17 protein-coding genes, 1 tRNA gene and 1 riboswitch are annotated in these 18,992 nt (G+C 62.2%); of the genes, 7 read left to right on the top strand and 11 right to left on the bottom strand.

All coding sequences use genetic code 11. The annotated features are described in order from the left end of the window. Window positions 1–49 precede the first annotated feature (49 nt). From ACN0SO_RS07835 to ACN0SO_RS07850, 4 genes are all read right to left on the bottom strand, one after another. A complete protein-coding gene (locus tag ACN0SO_RS07835) occupies window positions 50–748 on the bottom strand; it encodes an alpha/beta family hydrolase (protein WP_417676250.1) in 699 nt (232 codons plus the stop codon). A gap of 32 nt (window positions 749–780) precedes the next feature. Beyond that, window positions 781–1,596 (bottom strand): transporter substrate-binding domain-containing protein, encoded by an 816-nt coding sequence (locus ACN0SO_RS07840; RefSeq protein ID WP_417676252.1) that lies wholly within the window; start codon window positions 1,594–1,596, stop codon window positions 781–783. A 259-nt stretch (window positions 1,597–1,855) separates the two neighbouring features. Then, window positions 1,856–1,929, bottom strand: a tRNA-Gly gene (locus tag ACN0SO_RS07845). A gap of 257 nt (window positions 1,930–2,186) precedes the next feature. Next, a complete protein-coding gene (locus tag ACN0SO_RS07850) occupies window positions 2,187–2,486 on the bottom strand; it encodes a BA14K family protein (protein ID WP_417676254.1) in 300 nt (99 codons plus the stop codon). A 406-nt stretch (window positions 2,487–2,892) separates the two neighbouring features. On the opposite strand from ACN0SO_RS07850, the gene ACN0SO_RS07855 reads away from it, so the two are divergent. After that, on the top strand, window positions 2,893–3,405 hold the full coding sequence (locus ACN0SO_RS07855) for a FecR domain-containing protein (protein WP_417676256.1): 513 nt from the start codon (window positions 2,893–2,895) through the stop codon (window positions 3,403–3,405). Then, window positions 3,402–5,270, top strand: a complete 1,869-nt coding sequence (locus tag ACN0SO_RS07860; protein WP_417676258.1) for a CHASE2 domain-containing protein — start codon at window positions 3,402–3,404, stop codon at window positions 5,268–5,270. Before ACN0SO_RS07855 ends, ACN0SO_RS07860 begins: the two co-directional genes overlap by 4 nt. Before the next feature lie 51 nt (window positions 5,271–5,321). Here ACN0SO_RS07860 and ACN0SO_RS07865 read toward each other — a convergent pair whose 3' ends face one another. Then, window positions 5,322–7,367, bottom strand: a complete 2,046-nt coding sequence (locus tag ACN0SO_RS07865) for an FAD-dependent oxidoreductase (RefSeq protein ID WP_417676423.1) — start codon at window positions 7,365–7,367, stop codon at window positions 5,322–5,324. A 37-nt stretch (window positions 7,368–7,404) separates the two neighbouring features. Further along, window positions 7,405–8,976, bottom strand: a complete 1,572-nt coding sequence (locus tag ACN0SO_RS07870) for a trimethylamine methyltransferase family protein (RefSeq protein ID WP_417676260.1) — start codon at window positions 8,974–8,976, stop codon at window positions 7,405–7,407. A gap of 91 nt (window positions 8,977–9,067) precedes the next feature. Between ACN0SO_RS07870 and ACN0SO_RS07875 the strand changes: the two genes are divergently transcribed. Further along, a complete protein-coding gene (locus tag ACN0SO_RS07875) occupies window positions 9,068–9,970 on the top strand; it encodes a LysR substrate-binding domain-containing protein (RefSeq protein ID WP_417676262.1) in 903 nt (300 codons plus the stop codon). Between the two features lie 151 nt (window positions 9,971–10,121). Then, window positions 10,122–10,586, top strand: a complete 465-nt coding sequence (locus ACN0SO_RS07880; protein ID WP_417676264.1) for a hypothetical protein — start codon at window positions 10,122–10,124, stop codon at window positions 10,584–10,586. Window positions 10,587–10,606: 20 nt separating this feature from the next. Here the strand turns inward: ACN0SO_RS07880 and ACN0SO_RS07885 are convergent, their stop codons facing one another. Together ACN0SO_RS07885 and ACN0SO_RS07890 are read right to left on the bottom strand one after the other, a co-directional pair. Further along, window positions 10,607–11,155 carry a YigZ family protein gene (locus tag ACN0SO_RS07885; protein ID WP_417676266.1) on the bottom strand — a complete coding sequence of 183 codons (549 nt, stop codon included), beginning with the start codon at window positions 11,153–11,155 and terminating at the stop codon, window positions 10,607–10,609. Window positions 11,156–11,161: 6 nt separating this feature from the next. Continuing rightward, window positions 11,162–12,262 carry a 2'-deoxycytidine 5'-triphosphate deaminase gene (locus tag ACN0SO_RS07890; RefSeq protein WP_417676268.1) on the bottom strand — a complete coding sequence of 367 codons (1,101 nt, stop codon included), beginning with the start codon at window positions 12,260–12,262 and terminating at the stop codon, window positions 11,162–11,164. A gap of 117 nt (window positions 12,263–12,379) precedes the next feature. Beyond that, window positions 12,380–12,459, top strand: a riboswitch (SAM riboswitch). A gap of 40 nt (window positions 12,460–12,499) precedes the next feature. On the opposite strand from ACN0SO_RS07890, the gene ACN0SO_RS07895 reads away from it, so the two are divergent. Continuing rightward, window positions 12,500–13,702, top strand: a complete 1,203-nt coding sequence (locus ACN0SO_RS07895; protein WP_417676270.1) for an O-succinylhomoserine sulfhydrylase — start codon at window positions 12,500–12,502, stop codon at window positions 13,700–13,702. A 182-nt stretch (window positions 13,703–13,884) separates the two neighbouring features. Here ACN0SO_RS07895 and ACN0SO_RS07900 read toward each other — a convergent pair whose 3' ends face one another. After that, the gene (locus ACN0SO_RS07900; RefSeq protein WP_417676272.1) at window positions 13,885–14,502 is read right to left on the bottom strand and encodes a CDP-alcohol phosphatidyltransferase family protein; all 618 of its coding nucleotides are present in this window, start codon (window positions 14,500–14,502) and stop codon (window positions 13,885–13,887) included. A 430-nt stretch (window positions 14,503–14,932) separates the two neighbouring features. Here ACN0SO_RS07900 and apaG point away from each other — a divergent pair, with 430 nt between their 5' ends. Next, entirely contained in the window at window positions 14,933–15,325 is a 393-nt protein-coding gene (gene apaG / locus ACN0SO_RS07905) for a Co2+/Mg2+ efflux protein ApaG (protein WP_417676274.1), read from the top strand. Window positions 15,326–15,330: 5 nt separating this feature from the next. Here apaG and ACN0SO_RS07910 read toward each other — a convergent pair whose 3' ends face one another. Further along, window positions 15,331–15,744 carry a tellurite resistance TerB family protein gene (locus ACN0SO_RS07910; RefSeq protein ID WP_417676276.1) on the bottom strand — a complete coding sequence of 138 codons (414 nt, stop codon included), beginning with the start codon at window positions 15,742–15,744 and terminating at the stop codon, window positions 15,331–15,333. 268 nt (window positions 15,745–16,012) lie between these two features. On the opposite strand from ACN0SO_RS07910, the gene ACN0SO_RS07915 reads away from it, so the two are divergent. Next, on the top strand, window positions 16,013–17,671 hold the full coding sequence (locus tag ACN0SO_RS07915) for a lysine--tRNA ligase (protein WP_417676278.1): 1,659 nt from the start codon (window positions 16,013–16,015) through the stop codon (window positions 17,669–17,671). A 281-nt stretch (window positions 17,672–17,952) separates the two neighbouring features. Here the strand turns inward: ACN0SO_RS07915 and ACN0SO_RS07920 are convergent, their stop codons facing one another. Continuing rightward, window positions 17,953–18,855 carry a thermonuclease family protein gene (locus ACN0SO_RS07920; protein WP_417676280.1) on the bottom strand — a complete coding sequence of 301 codons (903 nt, stop codon included), beginning with the start codon at window positions 18,853–18,855 and terminating at the stop codon, window positions 17,953–17,955. Between the last annotated feature and the right edge of the window lie 137 nt (window positions 18,856–18,992).

Consider the following 18,992-nt stretch of genomic DNA (forward strand, 5'->3'; position numbering starts at 1 on the left):
GTATGCTGCTTTGGCTGCCGGGCCTGAGCAACAGGCAGGTGATCAAGGATCAACCTTTCTTCTTCGACAGATTTTCACCGTGTTCAATAGTCTTCGCTTCTGCCGGAAGTAGACCCGCGACAAAGGCGGTCGTTGCCCGGGCCGCTTTTCCGATGTTTGCGTCGAACGTCGAGCCTGCATCCGCGCCGGGGTTGAAACCGTGCGTTCCGCCTTCGAGATAGACCAGCGTGACCTGTTCAGGAAGTGACATGGCTTCCAGTTCCGCGCGCGGCCCCATGGGATCGTTCTCACCCTGACAGATCAGGATCGGGTTTCCGGACTTCTTGAGGGGCCCGATGTGCCATTTTGAATCGGGTCGGTTGGCCTGATGGAAGGGATAGCCGAAACAGCATAAGCCGACCACACGGTCGGGCAGGAAGCCTCCTGCGGCAAATTTGGCGGCCACGCGGGCACCCATGGATTTACCTCCGATAAGGACCGGGCCGTCGCACTCTCCCAAGAAAACCCGCAGCACGGTCCGGAATTCGCCGATCAGCTCGATGTCCAGAGGCCTCGGCGGCAGGACAGTGCTGTTCCGTCGGCTCGCCATATAGGCGAATTCGAACCGGGCAACGGCGAAGCCCTGGCCGGCCAGGGCCGCGGTTATCTTCGTCATGAACGGACAGTCCATGGCTGTTCCCGCGCCATGAGCGAGCAGAATCGTGGCAAGCGGCGAGGTTTCCGGGCGTGTCCAGAGAAAGTCGAGCATAGGAATGCGGATCCGGTATGAAAAAACGGGATTCAGAAAAAGCTGATCGGAAAATAGCGCAGGTATAGTTCGCGGTAGGTGCCGGTCTGTTGCAGCCGGCGCAAGGCGTAGTTGATCGCCTCGCGCGTGGAAGCATCGTCCTTGCGCATCGCGATCGACAGGCCTTCGTCGAAATAACCCGGCTCCAGCCAGGGTCCGCCGGCAAACCGGCAGCAACCGGCAGCAGCCGTGCTGTTGAGCCAGAAGGAGAGGGCGAGTCCGTCGCCGAAATGCGCATCCGCATCGCCCTTGATCAGAGCCGTTCGGGCGGCCTCCACCGTTTCGAAAGGCTCCAGGAGGGCATCCGGCCAGAACCGGGCGGCAAAGGCTTCATGCCGGGAGCCCGCTTCGACGGAAATCCGGGCGCCGGCGATGGTATCGGCGCCGAAGGACTTTTCCTGTCCCGCGCGCACGACAAAACGCGCCGGAAGCTTCAGATAGTCGTCGCTGAACGAAAGCCGTTCCACCAGGTCTTCGGTCCGCGCCAGGCCGGAAATGATGGCGTCGCCTTCGCCTTCCTCGAGCGCCGGTAGAAGGCCGCTGAATTCCTTGATGCGCAGCGAACAGGACGTGTCGAGCTCCTGGCAGATTGCGCGGGCAAGATCGACGTTGAAACCTGTCAGTTGATCCTCCGCATCCCGGTACACGAACGGGGGATAGCCGTCGGTCGCCAGAAACTGGATCTTGCCGGGAATGTCGGTCGGGCGGTCCTGAACGGCCTTGGGGTCCCAGAAATTGGGGACCACGACCTTGTCCTGTGCATTGGCCCCTGTGAGGAAGGCGCAAAGGGTCAGGAGAACAAGAAGCAAGTTTCTGAAGTGAGTGACCATCGCCTGGCGCTTGTGCCTCGACCTTACCGACTAAATGTTGCTGGTGAGTCTTCCAGTTCTTTATAGCGCTTTTGCGGACAGTTGCAGGGTCTTTCGTCAGGGGGAGGGAATTTGGCGATTTTTGTCAATGGCGCCCCGCTGTGCATCCAAAGCCGGACAAAGGGGGAATGCGTGCTGCAAATGCCAGTGTCAGGACCCATTCATTTTAAGCATTCTGCGGGTCGGACACATCGGCGTCTGGAGCGGGTGAAGGGAATCGAACCCTCGTCTTAAGCTTGGGAAGCTTCTGCTCTACCATTGAGCTACACCCGCGAGAGAAGCGCTTTTCTGCGCTTCGCGCCGTCTTCTGTCAAGACGGATTTGCCATCCGGCACGGCGAGAGCCTTTAGACCCGAGCGCCGGCTCCAAAACGGCGAGGGCTTTTCGGTTCCGGACGAAAATCTCTGGATATTGCGCTTGCCGTTCTAAATCGGGAAACGGAAGCACACCCCCCAGCCAAAGCTGGAGGGTGTTGCCGATCTGATGTCGGACCCGGAGGGAGGCAGGCCTGACGCCAGACCAATCCGGGGTCAGCCCCTGTAGTAGGGCGAGTAGCACGGCTGGCGCGGGCCGTTGTACGGTTGGTAGGAGTTGTCGTGCGCGTTGTAGGTGTTGTAGCGGTCGTAACACCAGTCGACGTGCTGCTGCCAGTTGTTGTTGTGCTTGTAGGGCTGCTGGTAGCCACTGTTGTAACCGCGGTTATAGCCGCCATTGTAGCCGCTGTTGCCGTAGCCATAGCCGCCGGCCGAAGCCGCGGTGGTGCCGAGGGCCGCGGCAGTGGTTCCCAGAATTGCGATCGTCATTGCAGAGATAATGGACTTCCGAAACATTGTGATCTTCCTTTCGCTTTGAACGTTGGCGGCGGGTCATTCCGCCGATGTCCAAAACCTAGGTGAGATCTGTTCGTGGCACCTGTGACGCGCGACACTCCCCAAGCATCAGGAGGAGTTAATTGAAAAATTTCAATGTGTTATCGGTTCGTGATCGGTGCCGAGACGTAAATTTCGCTGCGGAAACGGGTAAATGCGGTGCGGTCTCGCATGCTTCCGCGTCCAGCGCCTTGAAAATGAGGCGGCGGCTCCGCACCTTTTCCTCTATGATTGTATCGTTACCGTTTAATCGCTGTGCTTTTATGTCCGTATATTGAGCCGATGCAAAGATGAGGGTGCGTGGTCATTGCCGGGTTTGGCAGTTTGACGGGGAAATTCCGAAAAACTTTTCAAGGAACTGATACCAATGCGAATTCTCACTCTCTTTATGGCCGTGACGTGTTTTATCGCCATTGCTCTGTCGGCGGGCATGGCGCAGCAGGTCAACGGTTGCGTCCGCAGCGAACTGACCGATCCCGCGCGGGTCGTCTATACGTGCCCGGGCGGGCTGGTTCTTGAGGCCGAGGCGGCCGCGGCACTTGCGATCACCGGTTCCGGAGCCCCCGGCCGGCCGGTCGCGGTGGAACTCTCCGGTAAAGGCGTTCTGGTCGAGGTCGAGCCCGGCAGCGGGCCGTTTCAGATCCTGACGCCCCAGGCGATCGCAGCCGTACGCGGAACGGTCTATGCGGTCGATGTGGAAGACGGGGTGACCTCCGTCTTCGTGGTGCGTGGCGAAGTCGGCGTTTCCCGTCCCGACGGATCGGAAGCGGTCGCACTTGGCGCAGGCGAAGGCGTTACGGTGACGACGGCTGAACCGCTGGTCGTGAAGCGCTGGCCCCAGGAAAAGGTCGATAGGCTGCTCGCCCGCTTCGCTCGATGAAATCAAGCCTGCCCTACTGGTTCGTCGCGCTCGCCCTGCTTGTTGGCGTTGCCTGGGCAGGCTGGCTCGGGCAACGGCATCTGGCGGGGCTTGCCAGCCCCATCGACCGGGCGGAAACCGTGCTGCTCGACATGCGCATTCTGGCGGTCGGCCCGCGTCCGGCGCCGCCGGAAGTGGTCATTGTCGGGATCGATGACGAGACCATTACCAAGGCGGGACGCTATCCGATCGGGCGGGACCGTCTGGCGGAACTCATCGGAAAAATACGGAACGCCGGCGCCAAGGCGCTCGGCATCGACATGCTGCTGGTCGGAAACACCGATGACGCAGCGGATGCCGGACTGACCTCGGCCCTCGGCAGTCTGCCGAGCGTCATCGCCGCGGCGGGCGTCTTCAAGGACGATAATCGGCCCGTTTCCGCAATCCCCGCGCCGGATAGCATCCTGCCCCCGCTGCCGGAGTTTGCGACGTCTGCATCCGTCGGGCTCGTCAATGTCGCAGCCGACGCGGGCGGCACGCCGCGGCACATTCCGCTCCTGTTCATGACGCCCGAGGGGCCGGAACCGTCCCTCAGCCTGCGCGCGCTGGGCCTTTATCTGGGAGACATGCCCGCATTGACCGCCGGGGGCGTTCGACTTCCGGGCGGGGTTCAACCGCTCGATCTCGGCTGGCATCTCCCGCTGAACTACTACGGCCCGATGGGAACCGTCCGGACCGTAAGCGCACAGGACCTTTTCGACGGGACGCCGGGGGCGGCCGCCGCCGTCAAGGACCGCCTCGTTCTGCTGGGCGCGACGGCGACCGGCGTCGGCGACCGGTTCAGCACGCCCTTCGATCAGATCCTGCCGGGCGTCGAGGTGCTGGCGACCGGGGTCTCCAATCTGATGGATGGATCGGCGCTGATCCGGGATGGTTTGGTTCGGAAGGCCGATGTGGCGGCGGCTCTCCTGATCACGGTTGCGGGTATGGCAGCGGCGGCTTTTCTTCCGCTCGCGGTCGCCTCCGTTCTTTTCGTCCTGACCCTGTGCGGCTGGCTGGCCGCGGCGACGCTTCTGCTTGGGGACGGTTACTGGTTCAGCGCGGCGTTGCCGCTCGCGGCAAGTGTGCCGCCGGTCATCGGCCTTGCCATCCTCCGCCAGGTCTTCGACCGCTACCAGATGCGACGGCTTGAGACCGCTCAGGACGCCCTCAGCCGGTTTCAGGCGCCCGAACTGGCACGGCGCATTGCCGAGGATCCGTCTTTTCTGCGGGAACCGAGTGAGCAGGATGCGGCCGTGCTTTTTGTCGATCTGGCCGGTTATACCGGCCTGAGCGAGCGGATGGGACCTGCCCGAACGCGGGAATTTCTTCAGGCGTTTCATACGATCGTGGTCAACGAGACCGAACGCCACCACGGCCTAGCCATGTCCTTCATGGGCGATGGCGCCATGATCTGCTTCGGGATTCCCGACCCGGGACTGAAGGATGCGGTCAATGCATGGCAATGTACCTTCGATCTTGTCCGCGAGGTCGGCAAATGGATGGCCGGTACCGGTTTGAGGTCGGGGACAGGTGCCTTGCGTGCCGGTGTACATTTCGGCCCGGTGGTGCTGTCGCGCCTTGGCCACGAGCACCAGCAGCAGATCACCGTGACCGGCGATTGCGTCAATGTGGCAAGCCGCCTGATGGAGGTGGCAAAGGAACATGGCTCCCTTGTCGCCATGTCTTCGGAACTGATGGAGGCCGCCGCTCACGAGGCAGGTGCCGACCTGCATGCCCCGCGCACGGAGACCGTCGCCATCCGCGGCCGTCAGAAAGAGATGCTCGTCGGCCTATGGACGGCACTGGAAGCGGAGGCGGTAAAGCTTGTTGTTCCAGCGAATTGAACGGCTTAGAGCAGGTGAGAAAATGCCCCCGCGTCTTGAGCCTCGACAGCCTTACCAGCGTATCCCGAGGCGGAGCGCGTCATAGATGGCCGCATGGATATTGCGGGCCGAGACCGCGTCGCCGATGCGGTACAGGATGAATTTGCCGTCGTCTGAGGCGTTCGGAAACACGTCCCCGCCCATGACCAGCTTGTCGTAATCCACCGCGCCGAGATTGGACGACAGCGGCTTCAGGTCGAAGTAAAGCTCGTCCATGGGCCATGTGCCGTGTTCGACGACCACCTGATCCACCTGCCGCTCCTCCGACCAGCTGTCGGCATAGTCGGACCCGAGCGTTGCGACGAGGCCGTTGCCGTCGCGCCGGACGGCGGTCAGCCGGGTGTTGATCGTGATCCGGACGCCCTTTTCCTGGAAGGTCTTCATGTAGGGCACATGGTTCAGCCCGCCGATTTCCGGGGCGAAGAAACGTTCCGGCGTAATGAGTTCCAGGGAAGCACCGGCATTGGCGATCATCTCGGTGGCGGACATGCCCTGATGCCCGCCGGAATCGTCAAAGACGAGAACGTTGCCGGCCGGTTTCACCGTACCGCCGATGATATCCCAGGAGGACACGACCAGATCGTCTCCGGCCTCCAGCGGCGGGTTTTGCGGGATGCCGCCGGAGGCGACGATGACCACGTCCGGTTCGAGCGCCAGCACGTCACCGCTTTCCGCATAAGTGTCGTAGCGGATCTCCACGCCGAGCCGGTCCAGTTCCTCAAGCCGCCAGTCGACGATGCCGATCATTTCCTTCCGACGCGGGTTCTGGGCAAGAAGGTTGATCTGCCCGCCGGCGCGGCCGGAGGCTTCCAGCACCGTGACCGCGTGGCCCCGTTCGGCGGCGACCCGTGCCGCTTCCAGGCCGGCCGGCCCCGCGCCGACGATAACGACACGCTTGCCCGGCGTTTCGCTTTTGGAAATCACGTGGGGGATTGCGGCCTCGCGCCCCGTCGCCGCGTTGTGGATGCACAGTGCCCCGCCTCCCTCGTAGATCCGGTCGAGGCAATAGGTGGCGCCGACGCAGGGGCGGATCCGGGCTTCCTCGCCGCGCGTGATCTTGGCGACGATATGCGGATCGGCGATATGGGCGCGGGTCATGCCGACCATGTCGAGCTTGCCCTCGGCGACCGCATGCCGTGCGGTCGCGACATCGGCGATCCGGGCAGCGTGGAACACCGGGAACTTCGTTGCCGAGCGCACCTCTCCTGCGAAATCGAGATGGGGCGCTGACCGCATCCCCTGGATCGGGATCACCTTTGAAAGCGCTGCGTCGCTGTCGATATGCCCGCGTATCAGGTTGATGAAGTCGAAGCTGCCGCTCGCAGCAATCCGCCGGGCGATCTCCACGCCCTCGTCGCGGGAAAGGCCCTTGTCCCAGTCCTCGTCGGCGACCATACGAATGCCGACGATGAAGTCCGGACCGACCTCCTTGCGGATCGCGTCTATGACGCGCCAGGTGAAGCGCAGGCGGTTGTCCAGTGAGCCGCCGTAATCGTCGTCGCGAAAGTTGGTCGCCGGCGACCAGAAACTGTCGAGAAGATGGCCGTAAGCTTCGATTTCGAAGCCATCGAGACCCGCGGCCTTCATCCGTCCGGCTGCCGCCGCATAGTCGCCGATGATCCGTTCGATGTCCCAGTCTTCGGCCACCTTGGGAAACGAGCGGTGCGCTGCTTCCCGAACAAGAGAGGGCGCGAGCACGGGCAGCCAGTCGTCCGTGTTCCACCCGGTCCTGCGGCCGAGGTGCGTGAGCTGGATCATCACCTTGCAGTCGTATTCGTGGCAGTGATCGGCCAGGTCCTTCAGCCACGGCACGATCCGGTCGTCATAGGCGTGCAGGTTGCCGAAGGCGGCCGGGCTGTCGCGGGACACAAGCGCGGAGCCCGCCGTCATGGTCATGGCGATGCCGCCCTTGGCCTTTTCCGCGTGATAGAGCCGGTAGCGCTCCTTCGGCATGCCGTCTTCCGCATAAGCCGGCTCGTGGGCCGTCGACATGATGCGGTTCTTGAAGGTCAGGTGCTTGAGCTGAAACGGCTGGAGCAGCGGATCGTTCGACATTATCTACCTTCGTCTCCGGCTTGACGGCTTCAATAAGACCTCAGTACCACTGGTCTTCCACCGAGGCTTTCTTCTGAGCGACAAAAGCTTGTAGGGCTTCGTCAACACTGCCATCGATTTCCGGAGCTTGATAGTCCTGAAGCCGCTTCTTCCAGAGGCGGTTGGCGCGGGTCGCCGCGTCGACCGATCCGGCATCCGACCATTTCTCGAAAGGCTCATTGTCGGCCATGTCGGAATCCCAGAAGGCCGTCTGATAGTTGGCCATGGTATGGGCGCAACCGAAGAAATGGTTGCCGGGGCCGACTTCGGAAAAGGCGTCGAGCGCCAGTGAATTGTCGTCCACGACAACGCCGTCGAGATAGGTGTGCAGCGCGCCGCACAGGTCCGTGTCCATGACGAATTTCTCGTAGGACATGGACAGGAGCCCGTCGAGGAACCCGGCCGAATGCAGGATGAAATTCGCGCCGCACTCTACGGCGGCGAGCATGGACATGGTCCCCTCGGTCATGGCCTGTGCATCGGGCAGCTTGGAGGTGGTGAAATTCCCCGAGCAGCGCAACGGAAGCTTGAGCCGGCGGGCAAGCTGGCCCACCACCAGCGATCCGACCGCCGGCTCCGGCGTGCCGAAGGTGGGCGAACCGGAGCGCAGCGCAATGGACGACAGGAAGTTGCCGAAGATCACCGGCGCGCCGGGCCGCTCCAGCTGGGTCAGGGCGCAGCCGGCCATGGTTTCCGCCAGCGCCTGGGCGATCGCGCCCGCATTGGTCACCGGCCCCATGGCGCCGCCCAGGATGAAGGGCACAATCACGGCGGCCTGATTGGCACGCGCATAGGTCCGGATCACCTTCGTCGCCATGCCGTCCCAGACGAGCGGCGAGTTCACGTTGACATTGCCGAGGATGACGCAGTTGTCCGCGACCGTCTGTTCGCCGTACAGGATGCGGCACATGTCGATGCAGTCTTGCGCCCGGTCGTCGGTGGTCACGGAGCCCATGAACGGCCGGTCGGAATAGCGGATATGGCTGTAGACCATGTCGAGGTGGCGCTTGTTGACCGGCACGTCGACCGGCTCGCAGATCGTTCCGCCGGAATGGTGCAGCCAGGGCGAGCTCTGGGCCAGCTTGATGAAGTTCCGGAAGTCCTCCAGCGTGCCGTAACGTCGTCCCTTGTCCAGGTCCATGACGAAGGGCGACCCGTAGGCGGGGGCGAAGACGACATTCCTGTCGCCGATCCGGACGCTGTTTTCCCGGTTGCGGGCCAACTGGGTGAATTCCGGAGGTGCTGTCTTCAGGATCTCCCGGAGCATCCCCGGCTCGAACCGGACCAGCTCTCCGGAGACATCGGCGCCGGCGTTCCGCCACAGCGCCAGCGTCTCGTCATCGCCGCGGAACTCGATCCCGACCTCAGCCAGGATCCGGTCGGCGGCGGCCTCGATCCGCATAAGATTTTCTTCTGATAGAACCTCATAGGGCGGAATGTTGCGGACAATGAACGGCCGGTGCAGCGCCTGGGACGGGGTCGCGCGTTTCCCCCTTCTGCCCTGACGGCCGCCTTCCCTTGTGCGGCGTGGGGCAAGCAGGGTGTTTTCGTCGACGCTCCGCAACGGTTCCATGGCGCATCTCCTTCGCTGACCGGTTCAGCCTAGGAGCGGAAAAATGCGCGGTGAAGCTGGAAAATTCTAATTAGTCAGATAAGCTGGACTTATGCGAAGCTTGCGTTTCCTCGTCCCCTCCGCGGGCGCCCTGATCGTATTCGAAACAGCCGGCCGGCTGCAAAGTTTCACCGCCGCCGGACGGGAACTCGGCATGAGCCAGGCCGCCGTCTCCCAGGCGATCCGTTCCCTGGAAGCGCAACTGGGCGTCAGCCTCTTCCGGCGTGAGCACAGGAAGGTCGTCCTGACCGACGCGGGGCGGCGGTTTTTCGCAGATGTGACCCTGGGCCTGTCCCACATTCGAAAATCCGCGGAAGAGCTGCGCTCCTTTGCGACCGAAACCCACGTCACACTGGCCGGGTCCACTGCCTTTGCATCCTTCTGGATGATGCCCAAGCTGCAGCGCATCCGGAACGATCTGCCGGACATCGAGCTGCGCCTCCAGAGCGCCGACCGGGACCTGGACCTTCTGACGGAAGGCATTCCGCTCGGCATACGCGGCGGCCAGCCCGAGGACTGGCCGGAATACGATTGCGCCTTTCTGGCCGAGGAGGAAATCATCGCGGTCGCCGGCACCCGTTACGAGGAAATCGCGGGCCTGCCGAACACGCCTGAGGAATTGCTCAGCCATCGCCTGATCCATCTTGAGGAGCCCTATCGTGACGCCATCGACTGGGCCGATTGGCTCGCAAGCGCGGGCGTGCAGGCACCGCGCCCCTTACGCGGACTGGTGATCAACGACTACGCACTGGTCATGCAGGCAGCCATCGAGGGGCAGGGGATCGCGCTTGGCTGGAACCATCTGACCGAGCACATGGTCGGCGCCGGTCTGCTTCAGCGGGTAACGGATCACACCCTGAAGACCGGCAAGGCGTTCTACGTCGTCTGGCACAAGACGAGGGCCCTTTCGGACCCGGCAAAGCAGGTGCGGGACTGGCTGCTGGAACGGGCCTGATCACGTCTGAAGCCGATTTCTGATTGGCACCGAAGATTTTCTCAATCTCAGGCTGTTATGCCGGGAGCAAAATTTGTATGGTCTTTCACGGCTATGCGGCCGGTCCGGGAAATGGTCAAGCCGCACATGGGATTGAACCGGGGGCAGTGAATTGATCGAATGTTTTCAGTCGGCCGCAAAGGCGCGGTTCCCTGAATTGAGAAGAGTTATCATCGCAATTCTGGCTCTTGCCATCGGACTCGGTCAGTCATTGCCCGTCGCCGCGCAGGGAATTCCCGTGAAGCGCCTCAATGACTGGCAGTTTCGCTTCTACGTATGCAAGAACGTCGTGGAAAACGCGGCCATTGTGTTGGGTCTGATGAACCGCTTTCAACTTTCCAGCCAGACCGATGTGGATGAGCTGCAATCCCAACTGGGGCCGACGGTCGCGAAGACCGTTCTAGAGCGCGAGAAGGATTATCCGTTTTCGGACATTGAGGCGCGAATGGTTAGCGATCTCGTTTTCTCTGTGGTTGGCGGCATGGCGGGTGGCGGCTTTGAGCTTACGGACAAGGTGCTTATGCATGTCGGTCCCGGCCTGTGCATCCACGTGCTCGATGGTGCTGCGAGCCAGTAGGCATTGTTTTCCAGCGCACACTAGACCTGTTCAATCAGGTCTTCCGGCCCCTCGACCGCAAGCGTCACTCCGGTCGCGGTATAATCGCGTGAAATCACGGTGAGACCGAGCGTTTCCACCTGCCGTTCCAGGTCCGAACTCTTGGCGAACTCCGCGCTGATCGTTTTGCGGGCAAGCTTTTGGAACGGGACCAGCGTCGCATTGGCAATCGCATCTGCTGCAGCCCCTGAATAGGCCCGCGCCAGCCCGCCGCCGCCGAGTTTCACGCCGCCGAAATAGCGCACCACGATGACGCCCGCCTCGATCAGCTTCGCGCCCTGCAGGACCTTGAGCGTCGGCATACCTGAAGTGCCTGCAGGCTCGCCGTCGTCCTTGCCGCTCTCCTCGATCCGGTCGTCCTCCAGAAGGTGCCGGTGGGCGGTGACGAAATGGTTCGCCTTGCGGTGTTCCTTGCGCAACGCCTCCAGCCGGGCCGGAAACGCGCCATAGGGCACGAGAAACGCCAGAAACCGGGACTTGCGGTCTTCCAGCTCGCCGGTGGCTTCGCTTGTGATTGTGTAGAGGTCCATGCCGCGTTACGCGGGCACCTTGAAATGCTTGGAAAGCTTCAGCGCCTGGCCCTGATAGTTCGAGCCGATGCCCTCGCCGTAGAGCTGCTTCGGCCGCTCCGCCATTTTTTCGTAGACCAGCCGGCCGACCGTCTGCCCGTGTTCGACGATGAAGGGCACGTCGTGGGAGCGCACTTCCAGGACGGCGCGAGACCCGATGCCGCCGGCGCCCGCATGGCCGAAGCCGGGATCGAAGAAGCCGGCGTAATGGACGCGGAACTCGCCGACCAGCGCATCGAAAGGCACCATTTCCGCCGCATAGTCCGGTGGCACATGGACCGCTTCCTGGCTGACCAGGATGTAGAATTCGTTCGGGTCGAGGATCAGTTCGGCAGTACCGCGCCGGTAGATCGGCTCCCAGTAGTCGAGCGGGTCCTTTTCGCCCGGCAGGTCGACGTCGATCAGGCCGGAATGGTGCTTGGCGCGGTAACCGACCAGGCTGCCTTCGCCTTCGCCCTCCAGGTCGATGGAAAGCTGGACACCGCCGCCGATGCGCTCGTTGCCGCCGGAAACCAGCGTGTGTTCGCTGTGCACCTTGAGCAGGGCTTCATCGGATACGGTCGCAAGGCCGCGGCGGAAGCGGATCTGGCTGAGACGCGAACCGGCGCGCACCAGGATCGGAAAGGTCAGCGGCGAGATTTCCGCGTAAAGCGGGCCGCTGTAGCCGGCAGGCACCGTGTCGAAGGCAAGCCCGTGATCGGCGATCACACGGGTGAAGACGTCCAACCGGCCGGTCGAACTTTTCGGATTGGCGGTCGCCGAAATATCTGCCGAAAGGGCAAGGTTTTCCTGCAGCGGAACGATATAGACGCAGCCGGTTTCCAGAACCGCGCCCTCGGAGATATTGAAAGCGTGAAGTTCCAGCGCTTCGAGCTTTTCGGCAACCGTGGCCTCTGGCCCGGGCAGGAAGCTGGCGCGGACCCGATAGGCGGTATGGCCCAGGCGCAGGTCGAGGCTTGCCGGCTGGATCTGTCCTTTCACCGGAGCGTTTTCGGCGAAGATCGTGTTGTCGCCGAACATCGCTTCGATCGTATGCGCCGGCAAAATGCCCGTCGGTGCCGCTGTCATCAGCTCTTCCCGTTTCAATGCGTTCCCTATATCCCGTGCTTAGCGGATCGGCTTCCCGAGGCCAACATGTATTCGCTTTGCGCTATTTGACGTGTACGGTTTTTTACCCTATGCGTGAACCAAATTCGTGGTGATTTGGGCCGGCCGGCTTGCAGCCACGTTAAACAAGTCGCTAAAAAGGCCGGGTTGTAAAAACCCCGGTCCAGGCCGGGGTTTTTGCATTTTGGGGTAATTTTTATGACGACCAACGACACGAAAGCGAAGAAGACCTGGCGTCCGGCAACGGAACTGGTTCACGGCGGAACCTCCCGCTCTCAATACGGCGAGACATCCGAAGCGCTTTTTCTGACGCAGGGCTTCATCTATGCGGGCGCCGAAGCGGCAGAGGCCCGGTTCAACGGCGAGGATCCGGGCTTCGTCTATTCCCGCTACGCCAATCCGACGACAGCCATGTTCGAGGACCGGATGAAGGCGCTGGAAGGCGCGGAGGCCGCGCGGGCGACCGCCAGCGGTATGGCAGCGGTCAATCTGGCGCTGATGGCTTCGGTCAAGGCGGGCGATCACGTGGTCGCCGCCAAGGCCCTGTTCGGTTCCTGCCGCTATATCGTCGAAACGCTGCTGCCGCGTTACGGCGTTGAATCGACCCTGGTCGACGGCACCGATCTCGACCAGTGGAAGGCGGCGGTGAAGCCGAACACGGCGGCCCTGTTCCTGGAAAGCCCGACCAACCCGACGCTGGAAGTGATCGATATTGCGGCGGTGGCCGAGATCGCCCATTCGGTCGGTGCCCGGCTGATCGTGGACAATGTCTTCGCCACCCCGATCTTTCAGGCGCCGCTCACCCTGGGCGCCGATGTGGTCGTCTATTCGGCAACCAAGCACATCGACGGCCAGGGGCGCTGTCTCGGGGGCATCGTGCTGTCCGATGAGGAATGGATTGCCGACGAAGTGATGCCCTTCGTCAAGCACACCGGGCCGCACATGAGCCCGTTCAATGCCTGGGTGCTCCTGAAAGGTCTGGAAACACTCCCTCTGCGGGTCGAACGGCAAACCGCTACCGCCGGCCGCATCGCCGATTTCCTTGCCGGGCAGTCCGCGGTCTCGCGGCTGATTTATCCCGGCCGGGACGATCATCTGCAGGCGGAAGTTGCGAAGCGGCAGATGCGCGGCGGTTCGACCATGCTCGCCTTCGAGATCGACGGCGGCAAGGAGGCGGCGTTCCGTTTCACCGACGCGCTGGAGATCGTGAAGATCTCCAACAATCTCGGTGACGCAAAAAGCCTGATCACCCATCCGGCCACGACGACGCACCAGTCGATCGGCGAGGAGGCGAGGGTGGAACTCGACATTTCCGATGGCCTGCTCCGTTTGTCCATCGGTCTGGAAGATCCGGAAGACCTTCTGGAAGACATCCAGGGCGCGCTGGACGCCATCAGGTAATCGGCAGCGAAGGCCAGGAGCCGCAGCAAAATTCCCTCTCCCATGGGGAGAGGGCTAGGGTGAGGGGATAGAACCTTTCTTATGGCACGGCGGTGCCTCAAATGCGCTCCGAAACCCCTCACCCGGAGCTGCGCCCGACCTCTCCCCATGGGAGAGGTTACAAAGTGCCCCGCGTCGGATCTTTATATGGTCTTCCGCCTGAGCGTCCGGACACCGATCAGGGTCCGGGCGCCGGCGGACACGATGCAGACGGCGGCGAAGGCCCAGGCGAGTATCGCGAAGCCGGACGGCCACAGGCACATGAGGATGAAGACGCCGATGGTTTCCGCGCCCTCGGCCAGCCCCCCCAGATAGTAGAGCGATTTCGACCCCTGCCGGTCGGTTTCCAGTCCGTGCTTTTCCGCCATGATCGCGAAGGCGAGGAACGACGCGCCATTGGCATAGAAGCTCAGGAGCAGGGCCGTGGCGGCAAGTGCGTTCTTTGACGGATCGAGGACCGCGAAGGCAAAGGGCACAGCCCCGTAAAAGAAGAAGTCGAGGGTGATGTCGAGATAACCGCCCAGGTCGGTCTTGCCGTTGACCCTGGCGACCGCGCCGTCCAGTCCGTCGGCGATCCGGTTGATGAGCACGAACACGAGGCCTGCCAGCGGGGCGCCAAGGGCGATCAGGGCGGCCGCCAGCATGCCGAAGACGAAACCCGATACCGTGACTGCGTTGGCGCTGATCCCCGTTCGGGCGAGGCGTTTGCCGGCCGCATTCATCGGCGGATCGATCATGGGGCGCAGACGGCTATCGAACATGGTTCTCTCAACTTGGGACCGGCTTTCTTTTAGAGCATCGGGCGTTAACCTTGAAACATTTGACCGGCGCGCTTTTGTCTGCTGACAAGGCGGGTCGCGTGCCGTGGTGTTTCCCACCACAAGCGCGAGCCCCAAAAACACGGGCCAACGCGGTCATCGGGCAAAAGAGCCCGGCCCTTCGGGTGTCTGAAAGCAGCCCATCGACTGCGTTGCGCCGCTTGCACGATACACCGCATCGCGCTTCGCGACGCGCCTGGCCGAATGAACTGCTTTCAGACATCAAATGGTTCAAAGTTATCGCCCGATGCTCTAATCACATTACGTAATATCGAGACTTTGAGCTGCAGATCCCTTTCACGTATGCGTCATCGGCCCTATAAGCGCAGGACGGGCAGGGAGACAAACTGCACGAGACAACTGGAGTTTTGGAATGTATCGCGCGGTCACCAACCGAATTGAGGTTTCCGTCGAGCCTTATTATCTCGATGACGAATCCAATCCGGAGGAAAACGAGTACATTTGGGCCTACGCGGTCGAAATCCGCAATGACGGCGATGAGCCGGTTCAGCTCAAGACCCGGTACTGGAAAATCATGGATGGCCTCGGCCGCGTCGAAGAAGTGCGCGGCGCGGGTGTTGTCGGCGAACAGCCGGTGATCAGTCCGGGCGAGACCTTTGAATATTCGTCCGGATGTCCGCTTTCGACGGACTCCGGCTTCATGCAGGGCAGCTACGGCATGGAGCGCCAGGACGGGACGACCTTCGACGTGGCCATACCCGCTTTTTCGCTCGACCTGCCGGACGCGATCCGGAGTATGAATTAAGTGGCTTAAACCGTCCGGTGCCGGGCGATCGCACCGCGCTCGATGGCAGCCACCGTCAGTTTGTCCAGGTTGAAGCGGTCGCGCAGCAGCTGGAGAATGCGCAGTTCTTCCTTTGAAACGCCGAGATCGGCGGCGGCAACTTCGACCGCCAGCGCATAGGCGGTGTCGAACAGGTGGACCGGCAATGTGTCGGCCACCAGGCCAAGCACATCCATCAGGCCGTCTTCGGCCTGGAGACGTTCGCCGCATCGCTGGGCTGCCGGCAGCACATTCGCGGGATCATAATCACGGAACACGGGAAGGGTCTTGGCCACTTCGCCGATGGTTGCCAATTCGCTGTCGGTCATGCTGGCGTCGGATGCCGATGTGATTACCATGACGTAGATCAGGGCTTCCTGGATGCTGATTGTATCGCTCATTGAGTGTATTGCCTTGTCGCCAGCTTTGGGTTTTTCGTGTGGTACCCGGTCACGCATCGCACTTCAAGTCATACAAGGTCGACAAACGAGTGACCGGAAGGCCCCTTTTATCAGCCACGACGGAGCGCTTCGGGGCGCACGCCTGCGGGTAAAAGACACTTGACCATTGCGTCGGCTATGCTCTACGCGTCAACCGCCGCGGCTTGCGGGCTTTCGTTGAGGCCACGCAGCGCGGATTTCTTCACCTCAACAGAACTGAAAACACACTATGACCGACCAATCCCTGCCACCGCTTGACCTCTCGCAAGATCTTGTCGAGGCGGCCCGGGTTTCCAAAGCCTGGCCCTTCGAAGAGGCGCGTAAACTGGTCAAACGGATCGAGAAACGGGATCCGGGCCGGCCGGTTCTGTTCGAGACAGGATACGGCCCCTCGGGCCTGCCCCACATCGGCACCTTCGGCGAGGTTGCCCGCACAACCATGGTGCGCACCGCCTTCCGGCTGATCACCGAGGACAAGATCCCGACCCGGCTGCTGTGCTTCTCCGACGACATGGACGGCATGCGCAAGATCCCGGAAAACGTGCCCGACCGGGCAATGCTGGAGCCGCATCTGCACAAGCCGCTGACCTCCGTACCGAACCCGTTCGGCGACGACTACGACAGCTTTGCCGCGCACAACAACGCCATGCTGCGTCGGTTCCTGGACACGTTCGGCTTCAATTACGAATTCGCCAGTGCGACCGAGTATTACAAGTCCGGCAAGTTCGACGCGATCCTCATGAAGGCCGTGGAGAAATACCAGGCGATCATGGATGTCATGCTGCCCACACTCGGTGCAGAGCGCCAGGCGACCTACAGCCCGTTCCTGCCGATCTCGCCGACGACCGGCCGGGTGCTCTATGTGCCGATGAAGGACGTCGACGCCAAAAACGGCACCATCACCTTTGCCGACGAAGACGGCACCGACATTACCCTGCCGGTGACCGGCGGCAATGTGAAGCTGCAGTGGAAGCCGGATTTCGGTGCGCGCTGGGCAGCCCTCGATGTCGACTTCGAAATGTTCGGCAAGGACCACGGCCCGAACATGGCCGTCTACGACCGGATCTGCCAGGTACTCGGCGGCCGTCCGCCGGAGCATTACGTTTACGAACTCTTCCTGGACGAGAACGGCGAGAAGATCTCCAAGTCCAAGGGCAACGGCCTGACCATCGATGAATGGCTGACCTATGCGCCGACGGAAAGCCTCTCGCTCTACATGTTCCAGAAGCCGCGCACGGCCAAGAAGCTCTATTTCGACGTGATCCCGAAGGCAGTCGACGAATATTACACCTTCGCCCAGAAGTACCCGTCGATGCCGATCGAACAGCAGTTGGGGAACCCGGCCTGGCATATTCATTCCGGTAACGTGCCGGCGATCGATCTGCCGGTGCCGTTCTCCATGCTGCTCAACCTGGTTTCGGCCTCCAATGCCGAGAACAAGGACGTGCTGTGGGCCTTCATCTCCCGCTACGCACCGGGTGTGACGCCGGAAAATCATCCCGAGCTGGATGCGCTGGTCGGCTACGCGATCCGCTACTTCGACGATTTCGTCAAACCGACCAAGTCGTTCCGCGCTCCGGACGAGGTGGAACGGGCGGCGCTGGAACAGCTGGACGCCCAGCTGGCAGCCCTTCCCGCCGATGCGGACGGCGCGGTGATCCAGGACGCGGCCCTTGACGTGGCCCGTGCCATCGAGCGTTATCAGGACCACAACAAGAAGAGCCCGGACGGCGGCCCCGGCGTGTCGGTGGCCTGGTTCCAGGCGCTCTATCAGGTCCTGCTCGGCCAGGAACGCGGTCCGCGCTTCGGGTCTTTCGTCGCGCTCTACGGCATCGACGAAACCCGTACGCTGATCGAAAAGGCGTTGAAGGGCGAACTGACGGCTTAAGGCAGGTTTTCCGACTGCTCACAATAGCAAAAGCCGCGCAGTTCGCGCGGCTGAGGTTGATGACAAACCCTGATTAAGTCATCCCGGACGAAGCGCGAGCGAAGATCCGGGACCGGCGAGCCGAGGTGTTTGTCACCTTGATCTTATTGAATTGGTGAAGCTTTTGCCTCGCCGGCCCCGGCTCGCGCTTTCGCTTGGCCGGGGTGACTACGGTGAGGGGAGAGCTTTGTCAGCAGTCTGAGCCGCGCGGTTCGCGCGGCTTTTCGCGTTCCGGGTGGACATCAGCCGTTCGGCGGCAGCGTTTCCCGCAGATCCAGGGAAGGCAACGGTCCGTCCTGGGGGCTGACCAGAATATTGTTGCCGTCATCCGGCAATTCGTCGGGCAGGCCGGTTGGAAGTCCCGGCAGGGACAGGTCGGCAACCGGTTCCGGCAGATCCTTCAGCCATTCCGCTTGCCACTTGCCCCGCTTGTTCTTTTTCGCCTCCGCCGCGAGCTCCAGATAAGTCTCCGGCGCATCTTCCGCCGGATCGGCCCAGCCGTAGCGCACGAGCCATTCGCCGATGTCGGTCTTGCGCCGGATGCAGGTGGCCGCGATCTGCCGTGGACCGAGGTCCTGGGTCTTGTGACAGACAATGGTGAACATGCGGATCAGGCCGCGCAGCGCGGTCCGGGCGCGGGTGCCGCAGGGCCAGGTGCCCCCCACACGGGAAACGCAGGTTTCGTCGGGCTTCAGGGGGGAGATATGGGCAATCCTGACAAGTAGATCCTCGGTGCCGAGGGTTCCGGCATCGATCACCTTGGGACGCTGCAGCTTGAACTCGCCGTCCGGTACCGGTTCCACGGGGGGATTGATCAGGTCGAGCAGGCGTTGCGACGGCTTGACACGGGTCAGCTTGCCGGTGACTTCGGGCGGGCTGATCCCTGCCGGAGAGACATTGCGGATGTCGCTCGGCAATGGCGGCGGCGATTCGGCGGCTTCCTTTGTTACCGCCGACTGCGCGGCAATCGTATTGCGGGTGTCGGACGGAGACGCGGTTTGCGGCTCGGTCTCGCCAGAGGCGCTCTTTCGGAGCGTGGGCGGCTCCGGCGGATCGGCCAGAAGCAGCCAGGCAAGCAGGCTCGCTCCCGCAATCAGGACAATGGCCGGTATCAGGACCGGGCGGAGCTTCCTAAGCAGTCCCAATCCGGGCTCCTGTTGGCTTGGTTATGGCGCGCATTGAAACGATGGGAATTGTTACCTTTCATAATTATGTTCGGGGTGAAAATCCCTGTCAAAGCCGAGAACGCCGTTGCCCACGCTTGTTCTGCGGTGCGTCAGGC

The organism is Roseibium sp. (assembly GCF_048260565.1).
Taxonomy (GTDB): Bacteria; Pseudomonadota; Alphaproteobacteria; order Rhizobiales; family Stappiaceae; genus Roseibium.